11 protein-coding genes are annotated in these 11,676 nt (G+C 49.0%); all 11 read right to left on the reverse strand.

Annotation, left to right across the window (positions count from 1 at the left end; genetic code table 11):
- Positions 1-30 precede the first annotated feature (30 nt).
- On the reverse strand, positions 31-930 hold the full coding sequence (locus PUW25_RS15670) for an FAD binding domain-containing protein (RefSeq protein ID WP_052511757.1): 900 nt from the start codon (positions 928-930) through the stop codon (positions 31-33).
- Between the two features lie 21 nt (positions 931-951).
- Positions 952-1,602: a nucleotidyltransferase family protein gene (locus PUW25_RS15675; RefSeq protein WP_047910547.1), complete on the reverse strand. Its 651-nt coding sequence runs from the start codon at positions 1,600-1,602 to the stop codon at positions 952-954.
- The gene (locus PUW25_RS15680; RefSeq protein WP_052511760.1) at positions 1,550-2,653 is read right to left on the reverse strand and encodes an XdhC family protein; all 1,104 of its coding nucleotides are present in this window, start codon (positions 2,651-2,653) and stop codon (positions 1,550-1,552) included. The genes PUW25_RS15675 and PUW25_RS15680 overlap by 53 nt, the downstream gene beginning before the upstream one ends.
- 104 nt (positions 2,654-2,757) lie before the next feature.
- Positions 2,758-4,092 (reverse strand): 5'-deoxyadenosine deaminase, encoded by a 1,335-nt coding sequence (locus PUW25_RS15685; RefSeq protein ID WP_047910548.1) that lies wholly within the window; start codon positions 4,090-4,092, stop codon positions 2,758-2,760.
- 65 nt (positions 4,093-4,157) lie between these two features.
- Positions 4,158-5,753 carry a gamma-glutamyltransferase gene (gene ggt / locus PUW25_RS15690; RefSeq protein WP_047910549.1) on the reverse strand — a complete coding sequence of 532 codons (1,596 nt, stop codon included), beginning with the start codon at positions 5,751-5,753 and terminating at the stop codon, positions 4,158-4,160.
- Positions 5,747-7,000 carry a pyridoxal-phosphate-dependent aminotransferase family protein gene (locus PUW25_RS15695; RefSeq protein ID WP_047910550.1) on the reverse strand — a complete coding sequence of 418 codons (1,254 nt, stop codon included), beginning with the start codon at positions 6,998-7,000 and terminating at the stop codon, positions 5,747-5,749. Before PUW25_RS15695 ends, ggt begins: the two co-directional genes overlap by 7 nt.
- The gene (locus PUW25_RS15700; RefSeq protein WP_238546298.1) at positions 6,987-8,285 is read right to left on the reverse strand and encodes a M20 family metallo-hydrolase; all 1,299 of its coding nucleotides are present in this window, start codon (positions 8,283-8,285) and stop codon (positions 6,987-6,989) included. Before PUW25_RS15700 ends, PUW25_RS15695 begins: the two co-directional genes overlap by 14 nt.
- Positions 8,278-9,690 carry an allantoinase AllB gene (allB, locus tag PUW25_RS15705; RefSeq protein WP_047910551.1) on the reverse strand — a complete coding sequence of 471 codons (1,413 nt, stop codon included), beginning with the start codon at positions 9,688-9,690 and terminating at the stop codon, positions 8,278-8,280. Before allB ends, PUW25_RS15700 begins: the two co-directional genes overlap by 8 nt.
- 60 nt (positions 9,691-9,750) lie before the next feature.
- Complete coding sequence (uraH, locus tag PUW25_RS15710; protein WP_047910552.1) at positions 9,751-10,107, reverse strand: hydroxyisourate hydrolase; 357 nt, start codon at positions 10,105-10,107, stop codon at positions 9,751-9,753.
- Positions 10,107-11,090 (reverse strand): factor-independent urate hydroxylase, encoded by a 984-nt coding sequence (pucL, locus tag PUW25_RS15715; RefSeq protein ID WP_274338419.1) that lies wholly within the window; start codon positions 11,088-11,090, stop codon positions 10,107-10,109. The genes uraH and pucL overlap by 1 nt, the downstream gene beginning before the upstream one ends.
- 5 nt (positions 11,091-11,095) lie before the next feature.
- Positions 11,096-11,614 (reverse strand): 2-oxo-4-hydroxy-4-carboxy-5-ureidoimidazoline decarboxylase, encoded by a 519-nt coding sequence (uraD, locus tag PUW25_RS15720; protein ID WP_047910554.1) that lies wholly within the window; start codon positions 11,612-11,614, stop codon positions 11,096-11,098.
- Positions 11,615-11,676: the final 62 nt, after the last annotated feature.

Below are 11,676 nucleotides of genomic sequence, written 5' to 3' on the forward strand. Positions count from 1 at the left end.
GAAGCTTCACACTCCTTCTCCCATGACTACCTAGTTCAAGGACTTCCATAAGCTCGATACAATCAGATTAGAAGCCGATAGCTTACGATAAGAATCTGAGGCATACAGATCTGAATAGGTTACGAACTCTGCTTCAATCGTTTCTGCCAGCTTGGTTAGAGAGGCTTCGCTCATCTTATGTTCGCGCAGCAAGGCTTCACTTTCTCTAAGCCTCATCGCGTGACCGGAGCCTCCACCTGCTGCAATCGCTATGGAATCCCATGTGCCTGCCTCATTTATGGAACCATGAACTGCAACGGTCACTAATGAAGGGGTAAAAGCTTCTCTTCTGCCGATTTTGTGAAAGAAGGATACAGGTCGGTATTTCTGACCATGCGTATGGATCCTCGTTTCTACTGGAATATAGATGTTCAGCAGCAGATCAGAAGCATTACGCTGTCCTGTTTTCCACTCCTCAAGCCAGGACAGCAGGCTCTTTTCTTCAAGCCCCTTCTCGGTAAGCCATAGCAATGAAGCATCATAGACGAGTAGGGCTGGAATGATATCGCCCACACCTGAAGCAACATTGCCCCCGATGGTGGCTAGATTCCGAATAGAAGGAGCCGCGATGACTTCAGCTGCATCATGAATGAGTCGGAAGCTGTCCCGAAATCGAATATCCTCGGTACATGTCCGGAGCCTGCACATGGCTCCAATATTCAGCTTCTCTGGATCTTCTGATATGTTCCGAATCTCCGGGATTCGATTCAGGCTGATTAGATGCTCGGGCATCAGCGCCGTACCCATCTCCCACTGTGTTCGAAGAAGCGTTGTACCTGAAGCCCAGACAAAGCCTGCATTCAATTTTTCTGCTATATTCCTTGCTTCATATATATCTCCAGGCTGCCATACCGTGGGATAAGTGATTGGCTTATGCTCATTCAATGACATTGAAGTACCTCCTTCAGCTTCCTATGTATCTTCATAGAGATCATCTGAATGCAAATGTACAAGCTGCCTTTCCTTCGACAGTTTTTGTTTGATTACAGCAAGCTCTTCCTTTGTATCTGCGTCCAGAAACTGATCTTTATTAAAAGGAATACCGATTCCTTGAATAGTGCTGCTTCGCAGCAGTTTGCGTGCGCCTTCATCCCCTTTGAGCTGCATTAAAGAGTTGAACATGGTACGGCTAAACAAAATGGGCGGCTTAAGCTCGTCATGATCTTTGGCTGCTACATAATCAAGATCAGGAGAAGACTTTAAACGTGCAATCAGTTGATTGATGTGAGCCTGTTGAATGAGGGGCTGGTCTGCAAGCAGTATCATGGCACAATCGGCTCCTTTTTCCTTCACTGTTCTGATTCCTTGCCGCAGAGAATATGCCATTCCATCCCGTGCTTCATGGCACACGGATATATATACCTTCTGCTCTTCAGCTGTACTGACCCATGTCAGCGGATCATCCGGTCTAACGACCACGACGATGAAGTCCAGCTCAGAAGCAACCACCTGTTGAAGTACTACAGCTCCCATCGTCATCTCATCAACCAGAGGAAGATTCACCTTGGGTTCACCCATTCGCTGACTGTTTCCTGCAGCTAGAATAATTCCTGCCTTCCGCATTTAGCTTCTCCTCCTTACCGGCACCCCAGGGCTGACCTCTTTTAACGGAGATCAGCTCTGCAACGATAGCAATCGCTATCTCCTCTGGTCCTTCTGATCCAATCGTTAAGCCCACCGGTGCGTGTAAACGAGGCAATGAAGGCAGGCCGTCTATCAATCTGGAAGTTCTCGTCCGGGAACCCAGAATACCTAAATAGGTGTATGGTATATCTGCAATTGAAGCTGAATTTACATTTGTATCTGCAGCTGACAACAATTCGAGGAAGCCTCGTTCATGTGGATAATGGTGACTTAGCAGCAAAATATAATCTTGACTTGTTATTTGGAGGCGAGGATAGATTTCAGCTGGAAAACCAACCAAGAGCTCTGCACCCGGGAATCGGTCTGCACTGACAAGCGCTTCACGCCAGTCAGCTACCACTACTCGAAACCCGGAAGCCAGTGCCATGCGAACGACAGGAATTGTGTCATTGCCCGCACCGATTACAATAAGCCTCGGCTTCGGTGTGTAGGTATTAGAGTAAAGCCATGCCCCACTGTTCCACTTTTGAGCTGCGTAACTTGGATGGTGGGTTATTTTGGCATGTGATTTGAAGGGTTCGCTATCCTTATGGGGAATGCATTGAACGGAATAATCTCGAATAGCTCCCTCGTCCGCAGAGCAATTTCTACGCAGATCAACTTGAATTCCGCGATCTAGCAGCCCGCCCATTTCCAGCAGGATCTGCTTCAACGCCTCATCGACAGGCTCCAGCAGAATGTGGAGCAAACCGCCGCAGCCGATGTTCTCGCCCCAAGAGAGGTCATCGTCCGGGCGCATATCATAGACGATTTTTTGAGGGCATCCAGTAGACATTACATACTCTGCATGCAAGGAGAGATCGGTCTCTATACATCCAGGACTAATGCTTCCATACATGAGCCCCTGTTCTGAGAACAGCATAGATACGCCTTGTTTGCGGTAGGCATGACCTTCTACATATACAGCGGTAGCAAGCACAAACTTTGTTTCCGTGGTTTGAACCAGCTTGCAGATATCATGCATTTCCATACCGATCCCCTCCTAAATGATATTGGCGGCTTCATAAAGCTGACATGGCTTCAGAATGCATAAATACGAGCGGCAGCTGCCGCCCGTATCCGGGACAATCCATGTTAAGATATATGTTTATTTCTCTTCATTAACCGGGCTATACTCAGATCTGCTTCTCTCAGCACAATGCCCCTGTCAATGGTCTTGACCATACGGTTCTCAAGAACAATCTGGCCATCAATAATGACGGTATCTACATTGCTTCGTGTGGCTGAATATACGACACGGGAATAGATATCAACCTCATGGGATGGAAACGTATGAAAATCATTTAAATCGAGCAGAACCAGGTCTGCCTTCTTCCCAACCTCAAGGCTGCCGATCTCTTTGGCCAGACCAAGCACTTCAGCACCGCCCATCGTAGCCATACGAAGCACTGTCCTTGCGTCCATGACCGTCGGTCCATGCTCTACTTTATGAATAAGAGCTGTATATCGCATCTCCTGGAACATATCCAGATTGTTATTGCATGGAGCACCGTCCGCTCCGATGCCCACATGAACCTGCCGGTTCAGCAGATCGGGTATGTCAGCGATGCCGGAGGACAGCTTCATATTTGAGCCAGGACAATGCGTTACCTTGACATCACGCTTGCGTATAATCTCCTTCTCTTCCTCACTTAGCCACACACAATGTGCAAGAATGAGCCGTTGATTCGCGAGCCCAATATGATCTAGATATACGACGTTGCGCATGCCCCGTTCATTCTCGACAAGCTCAATCTCGCCCCGATTCTCGGAGGCATGGGTGTGCACCTTCACATTATATTGTGCCGACAGATCACGAACCTCGGTTAGAAGCTCCTCTGTACAAGAGACAACAAATCTCGGGCAAAAGGCATATTGAATTCTTCCTCCACCAAAGCCGTTCCATTTCTCAAGCAAAGCAACGCTCTGCTGCAAGGAATCCGCAGTTGTCTCTTGCAGTGGCAGCGGCACTTCATCACCATGATCCATCATGACCTTTCCGGAGAGGGCCCTGATTCCACTCTGTGCAATGGCTTGAAAGGCCGATTCCGTATGATGAACCGTCTCCATATCCAGAATGGTGGTTGTGCCGCTCGCTATGAGTTCGCCCAGCCCGAGCAGAGCAGAGTAATAGACCGACTCCTCATCGTGTGCTGCTTCCAGCGGCCAGATCCGCTTGCGAAGCCAATCCATGAGCTCCAGATCGTCTGCCCTTCCGCGGAACAACGTCTGGCATAAGTGGATATGAGTTTGTATAAATCCGGGCAGAAGTGCTCTGCCGCCCGCTTCAATGATGCGGTCCGCGGTAACATCAATGCTGGAAGCAATTTCTTTGATCCGGTTATCTTCTATTAATAAATCACCTATCAGCACTTCTTCATTCGGATTCATGGTGACGATTTGAGCCCCTTTAATGAGGATCGTTCCCATATGACGACCTCCCTTGATCAAGATTCAAATGTGTACAGGTGCTCTTCACGATTACATGTGTTCTCCTACCAGCCGATGGCAGCTCCGTCGCCGCGCGGATCAGCAGCCCCGCTGCGCAATCCGTTCTCTTGAATTAAAATTCCCTGGGCCTGCCCCATCAGATCGTCCCATGGACCAAGAGGCCGTACTTTATGTCCCATCTCTTCGAGTTCATTCAATATTACATCATCAAACCGCTGCTCCAGCTTCAGCTCATCCCCCTCTTCTCCCCAAGTGCGCCCATACACCCAGCGAGGCAGGCTGATCGCCTCTTGAACAGACAAGTTGTAATCCAGCACAGCCGTAAGGAGTGACAGCTGGGTTTGCGGCTGACCTTCACCGCCTTGAGTCCCTAACAGCAAGTACGGTTTCCCGTCTTTGAATACCATTCCAGGCATCAAGGTGTGGAAGGAGCGCTTGGCTGGTTCCAGTACATTCGCTTCACTTGGATCCAGAGAGAAGAAGGAGCCTCTGTTCTGCAAAACGATACCGGTTCCTTCTGCCATATATGCTGAGCCAAAATCGAAATAGAGACTTTGAATGAAGGATACCGCGTTCCCTTCGTGATCCACTACCGCTGCATAGGCTGTATCCTGCCCCATGGCTTTGGACAGTGTCGGCTCCGCCCTATTCGGATGCTGTTCAATCTCCTGCCATAGCTTATCGGCATATGGCTTAGACAATAATTCCTCAAGAGGAATCTCTCTGAAATCCGGGTCTGTTAGATATCGATCACGATCACGGAATGCCTTCTTCGTCACTTCAGTCATGAGATGGTAATAAGTGCTGGAAATGCGCTCAACTGAGGATACTTCTGTATGCTCAAGCATGTTCAGCATCATCAATACGGAGAAGCCTTGTGAATTCGGAGGCATTTGATAGACTTCGTAACCTCGATAACCCGTAGATACAGGAGTTACCCATTCCCCGGTATGATTCTCGAAATCTTCTTTTTGCAAAAAACCGCCATCCTTCTTCACCGCATTCGTAATCTGTTCTGCAAGCCCCCCTTTATAGAAGACGTCCTTCCCCCCGCTTTGCAGCAATTTAAGCGATGCGGCCAGCTCTTGCTGAATAAGAATGTCGCCTTCCTTGAGCAGTTCTCCATCCTTCAAAAAGACGGACGCTAGTCCTTGATCCGCTCGAATAAACTGCTCATCCTTGATGAGCCATTCTCTTAAGTTGCGAGATACCGGACAGCCGTGCTCCGCATAGAAGACGGCAGGAGCGAGCAGGTCGGACCAGGACAGCTTCCCGAACTTCTGGGATACTTCCCACCATGCATCCACCATCCCCGGTACAGTTAACGCACTCAGCACACCGCGCTGTGGAATGGATCGAAGCTGCATCTGTTCAAACATTTCTCTGGTCAGCATGGCTGGTGAGCGGCCTGAACCGTTGTATCCGGACAGCTCTCCTGATGCTGCGTTGTAAGTTAGAAAAAAAGAATCGCCGCCCAGACCGGTCATATGGGGATAAACGACAGCCAGCGCAGCACTTACTGCAATCGCCGCATCATAAGCATTACCGCCATCAGCGAGCATTCTTGCGCCCGCACTGCTGGCTAGATAATGTGGTGAGGTAACCATGACTTCCATACCTACAGGCATTTGATTCAGCATGAAATTCCCTCCTTATTGACCACAGAGTAGACATCCAGTGCGGCCTGCACCGCTTCACCAGCCGGCAAGCGATATCCTTCACGGATCAGGACAGCCTCCAGTGCGCCTAAGGTGTGGAGCACATTTTTCTGATTACAGCTGAAGCCCATCGTTCCGATTCTCCATATTTTCCCCTTCAACGGGCCGAACGAACTTGCGATCTCGATTCCGAAGTCATGCAGCAATCTGCTGCGAACCGCTTCTCCATCAATACCCTCTGGGATATTAATACAAGTTACGCAAGTAAGCTTGCTCTCTTCATTACCGAACAAGGTGAGTCCCATTCCTTTAACGCCCTGCACGAGCGCTCTAGCATTTAGCTCATGTCTCAAGAATCTGGCTTCCAGACCTTCTTCGAGCAGGATTCGGAGTCCTTCATGAAGAGCATATAGCATGGATGTCGCTTCTGTATGATGATTCAGCCTTGCAGCACTCCAGTAATCCTGAATCTGGCTCAGATCAAAATAGTTGCTTCGAATCATCTGTCCATCATTCGCAAGTTCAACATTAGCCGGGTCTCTGAGTCCACGCTCAACCCTTTTACGGGACAGGAGCTTACGCTCAATTCGGTCATTATAAGTAATCGGAGCCATACCGGAAGGAACAGAGATACACTTCTGTGTACCTCCCATAACCGCATCGAGCATCCAGTTATCGGTCTCGACCGGTACTCCGCCAATGGTAGCGACCGCATCAACAACTAGGAGAATATCCAGCTCCCTGCACGTTCGACCTATCTCGGCAAGCGGCTGCATCTGCCCTGTCGAGGTCTCTCCATGCACCATCGCTACGATACCGGGCTTATGCTCATGAATGGCCTCAATCACCGTCTCTGGATCAAACACACCGCCCCACTCTGTCTCGATGTGAACGACGTCTGCCCCGCAGCGCTCCGCAATTTCAACCAGCAGGTGCCCGAATCGGCCATAGATCGGTACCAGCACTTTATCTCCAGGCTGTATAATGCTTACAAGTACAGCTTCGAGTCCGGATCTGGATGTACCGTCTACCGGATAGCTCCACTGGTTATTCGTTTGAAATACATCCCTGACGAGCTCCATTGTTTCATTCATTAAGGACGTAAATTCGGGATCAAATTGACCCAATATAGGAAATGACATGGCTCGGAGCACACGCGGATCTACTTCCACGGGCCCTGGCGTCATAATTGTTCGAAGTGAAGGGTTTAGCTCCTTATATTTCTTCATCTGTCTTCCCCCTGTAGCCATATTGATGCAGCAGCTCAATGAGCACTTTAAATCCTTGGTCAATCTGTTCGCGTGACGTATACTCCAGTGGATTATGACTGATGCCGTCCTTGCTTGGCACAAAGATCATGGCAACATCGCATATGCTCGCAAAGATTTGAGCATCATGTCCGGCTCCACTTGGCATTTTCCGATAACTGAGCCCTAATCGCTCACATATTTCTACGGTGTTCTCTACCCATGCCGGATTCATTGGCGTCGGTTCAACAGACAGATGCTCCTCTGAACTGGCAATTAGCTCATAAGAATCTGCAATCGTGTGAATTCGTTGTAGGATGAGCTCTGTAAATTCGTTAAGGATAACTTGATCCGTATGTCGGATATCCAATGTAAACTCCACCGTTCCCGGCACCACATTTACAGCTCCAGGAAATACTTCTACATTGCCTACGGTTGCTACCAGCGGATCCCCATAAGTAATCGCCAGCTTCCTTATTTCGCTGATCATCTCGGCTGCACCAGCCAGAGCATCCTTCCGATAGGACATCGGTGTCGTGCCTGCATGATTGGCCTCACCTTGAACCGTGATATCAATTCGTTTCTGCCCAACAATTCCAGTTACGACGCCAATGGATGTATTCGTTCGCTCCAGTACTGAACCCTGTTCGATGTGAAGCTCCACATAACCGGCAGGTGCCTGAATTTCAGAAGTATGACCTGAATCAGGACCAAATCCCGCCGCTTCAGCAGCCTGCTGCAATGTGATTCCTTCTGCATCTTTAAGCCCTCCGGCTGCAGCCCAGCTGCTAAGCCCTGTGACGCTCCTTGATCCCCAAAAAGCAAAAGGAAATCGGCTGCCCTCTTCTTCACTGAGTGATAAGGCAACCAGCGAACGACTTGGTTCTCCGTAGGTTTCTTTCAAATACAATAATGCAGCTATACCTGCTGCGACACCCAGCGCACCATCAAACTTGCCGCCAGATTGAACCGTATCAATATGAGAGCCTGTATACAGCGGAGCATCATTCCCTGTTCCCTGAAGGCATCCATATAGATTGCCCGCTTCATCAAATGAAACGCCCAGCCCTCGTTCCTGCATGAATGCCGCCAAATGATGCTGGGCTCTCAGCCAGGCGGGAGAGTACAGCAGTCTGGTGCACCCCCCCGCCTCACTGGCGGACATTTCTTCGAGATCATCCAGCAGTTTATGTAGAAGAGTTGAATATGCCTCGAACGCTTCGTCTTGAAGCAGCGGCATTGATGTAATATCAGCGGAATCAGGCATACCTATCTCCCCCTTTGCTTGCTAATGTCGTCCTTACTCCAGCCGCAATGAATCTTCCCGGCTTCTGCTCTATTAATCCTGTAACATCATTGTAGACGAGAATGCCGCGGCTGAATGTACCTTTAATTCTACATGAGAAGCTTCTGTTCATATAGGGCGACTGCGGATGCCTGTACCGAATATCCTGTTCGGTAAGGACATAACCTTGATTAAAATCAATGATCGCGAAGTCTGCATCCTTGCCGATCTGTATTTCACCCTTGGTTCCAGCGAGTCCGAACCTTTTTGCCGGATTTGCTGAGAGCAATCTTGCCATCGTCGTCAGCGGAATACCTCTCTTCACGTACCCTTCATCGAGCATTAGTAGTAACGTGCTCTGGGCACCAGCAATACCTCCCCATATCTCAAAGAAGTTATCGGTTTCTTTCATAGATGGCAGGCACGGTGAATGATCCGAGGCAATGAGATCAATCTGTTCATCTTCTATCGCTTCCCACAGCTGTTCCTGCTCGATTAAGTTTCGCAGCGGTGGTGCGCACTTCGCAATGGCTCCAAGCTCAAGCACGTCCTCCTCGGTTAATACCAGGTAATGGGGACATGTCTCTACCGTGACATCCAGCCCGTCTATCTTGGCCGTCTGTATTAGCTCAACGGCTCGCCGGGTGCTGATATGTACAAAGTGAAGTGGACATCCGGTCTCTTTGGCATACACAAGAGCTCTTTGAACAGCTTCGATCTCCGCTTCTGGTGGACGCGAGTCCAAGTAATCCCTAGCACTGACATGCCCCCGCGATTGCTTGGCATAAGATAATGCGCTCGTCATCTCATCACTCTCTGCATGAAGTGCCAGCACTCCTCCGATCTCGGCAATGCGTTCCATCCCCTTAATCAGCGTCTGATCATTCGCTCGTGTAAAGATTTCTTCTCCTTCTCCACCTGGCTCAGACATAAAAGCCTTGAAGCCGGCTGCACCCGCGTCCGCAAGAGGTGCCAGCTCTTCGAGATTATCTTGAACCAGCCCTCCCCAAAATGCATAATCCACATAGCTGTGACCCTTCGCCCGCGCCCCCTTCATCTCCCAGCCGCGCATCGTTGTCGTCGGAGGCACACCATTGAGCGGCATATCAATATAGGTTGTAATCCCCCCCACAGCCAGGGATGCAGAGCCTGTCTCGAATCCTTCCCATGAATCCAGTCCCGGTTCATTAAAATGGACATGCGCATCAATAGCTCCCGGCATAACGACAAGGTCCGTTGCGTCATATATCGTCGTATCCCCATCTGGAATCAGTTGTGGCTCAATCGCAACAATGACACCTTCATTAATGCCGATATCCATTTTCTCTACTCCATGCGGCAAGACGATATGACCGCCTTGGATAATGACCTCATAATTTGATTTCATCAGAAGCCCTCCCTTGTAGACGCATAGCTTATCTATAGCTGAGGCATCTGCGTTCTTATACTAACTCCCTCTATAAGTGCTGTAGCCTCCAGGTGCAACCAGCAGTGGAACATGATAATGCTCCTCATCGTTTGCGACGTCGAATCGCAGCGGGATCACATCCCAGATTGAGCGGATTCCCGTTTCATTCAAAAACGATTCAAAATACTCCCCTGCATGAAACCGCAGCTCATAAGTTCCGGTTGTCAGCTCTCCCTCGAGAAAGGGAGCATCGAGTCTTCCGTCGTCATTCGTTTGAGCGGATGCTAAATACTTCGCCTCACCTGTACTCTCAATGAAATACAGCTCAACCTTCATACTTCTTCCCGGTATACCTCTGCTTGTGTCCAACACATGGGTCGTCAGTTTACCCGCCATTATATACTTCCTGCTTCTTGAGGCTTGTTCTCATAAGCAGCAAGGTCCTCCTGCGTCATCGAGAAGCCTTGGAAGCCATAAGGTGGACGCGGTTCAGTAAATACGGAGCCCGGACCTTCATCTACAGTTTCTACGATCGTTTCCCACGTACGGTTGCTGGACTCAAACGATACTTCCTCCAGCTGACTGAAGTTTTTCAGAATACGAAGGCCGATCAGATATATTAGATATTGAATGGATGGAGAGTTATTCTCATGAAACACGGTTGCTGCAATATCGCGGATCTGTTCTGCATCAACGTAGCTGTCACGGGTATCATCAAGTCCGTCTGCCGGATTCTTGTATTTCCAATGGATATCGAGGAAGATAAACAGCGGTCTGTCAGAGGTTTCAGGTAAAGTTGTATATTCATCGCGGACAAAACCTGCGAATCCGCTGCCTTTCACTTTAATCAGGCGCAGATTCTTGACACTGCTCTGGGCATAGGATAATTCGATATTCTCGCCGCATCGCTCTACTTCTACAATCGCTCCTGCACTTTCGTTGTGGGAGTACTTGAAGACAAGATTGCTCGGGATATTGCCATCAGGAGAGCCAACCTGGATATTTTCGAATGGCACTTGTGTAGCGTTCATGCGTACTCCGGTCATCTGCGGGTAGGTTTCAATAAAACGGCGGCTTGCATACTCCAAAAATCCTTCTACCGTTGCTCCGGTATAGTGAGCTGCATGTCTTAATATGAAATTTTTCATCGAATCCGTTGCAACAACAAGGGAATTGTCGCCCTCTGTAAAGGAGGTTAGAAAATCCTCCCCTTTCACCGCGACTTTAATATTCATACCGAACAGCACATTCTCTCTGCCGCGAAAAGGAGATTCCGGAATGACCGTTATCCCTGTGAGTGGTTTAGCATAAGAACGGAACACCCACACATCTCCCTTGCCGTAATACATTGTTCTGGAATCCAGCTGGTCTCTTGTCATATTGATTACCTCTCCTCTTCCATATGTTCTAACATCCATGCTTCAAGCCGATACCAGCTGATACGATATACTTCACGGAGGGCTGTCTCAAACTCCGTCTCATAGCTGTGATGGACTCGCTCCTTAATCGCTGCGATAATCTCGTCAGAGGATTTCCCCTTCACCGCGATAATGAATGGGAACTTGAAGGTCTGCGTATACTTCCGGTTCAATTCAGACAGTACACTATGTTGTACCTCTGATAAGGCTTGGAGCCCGGCGCCGGCTTGTTCTTGGACAGAATGACTGCTCATCGCGATTCTGGCTCCCAAATCCGGATGTTCTCGCAGAAGGATCAGTTTCCGTTCCGTATCTGCTGATTCGACGACACTTTTCATTTGTTCGTGCAGCTGAGCCATAGATGTGAATGGCTTCTTACTGTACGCCTCTTCTGCAACCCAAGACGAATGTTCGAATAACGTGCCGAAGGCTTCTGTGAATTGTTCCTTGGAATAAGAGTTAACATCATCAATTGATAATTTCAGAAAGAATCACCTCCGGATCGAATGTATAAGAGCATTGTAGTGTGGGGAGAGAATATATGACA

The sequence above is a fragment of the Paenibacillus urinalis genome, assembly GCF_028747985.1.
GTDB lineage: Bacteria > Bacillota > Bacilli > Paenibacillales > Paenibacillaceae > Paenibacillus > Paenibacillus urinalis.

Excerpts from the sequence above, each read along its gene's own strand:
- PUW25_RS15670 (WP_052511757.1), bottom strand. The coding sequence starts at position 930 with ATGTCATTGAATGAGCATAAGCCAATCACTTATCCCACGGTATGGCAG.
- PUW25_RS15675 (WP_047910547.1), bottom strand. The coding sequence starts at position 1,602 with ATGCGGAAGGCAGGAATTATTCTAGCTGCAGGAAACAGTCAGCGAATG.
- PUW25_RS15680 (WP_052511760.1), bottom strand. The coding sequence starts at position 2,653 with ATGGAAATGCATGATATCTGCAAGCTGGTTCAAACCACGGAAACAAAG.
- PUW25_RS15685 (WP_047910548.1), bottom strand. The coding sequence starts at position 4,092 with ATGGGAACGATCCTCATTAAAGGGGCTCAAATCGTCACCATGAATCCG.
- ggt (WP_047910549.1), bottom strand. The coding sequence starts at position 5,753 with ATGCTGAATCAAATGCCTGTAGGTATGGAAGTCATGGTTACCTCACCA.
- PUW25_RS15695 (WP_047910550.1), bottom strand. The coding sequence starts at position 7,000 with ATGAAGAAATATAAGGAGCTAAACCCTTCACTTCGAACAATTATGACG.
- PUW25_RS15700 (WP_238546298.1), bottom strand. The coding sequence starts at position 8,285 with ATGCCTGATTCCGCTGATATTACATCAATGCCGCTGCTTCAAGACGAA.
- allB (WP_047910551.1), bottom strand. The coding sequence starts at position 9,690 with ATGAAATCAAATTATGAGGTCATTATCCAAGGCGGTCATATCGTCTTG.
- uraH (WP_047910552.1), bottom strand. The coding sequence starts at position 10,107 with ATGGCGGGTAAACTGACGACCCATGTGTTGGACACAAGCAGAGGTATA.
- pucL (WP_274338419.1), bottom strand. The coding sequence starts at position 11,090 with ATGACAAGAGACCAGCTGGATTCCAGAACAATGTATTACGGCAAGGGA.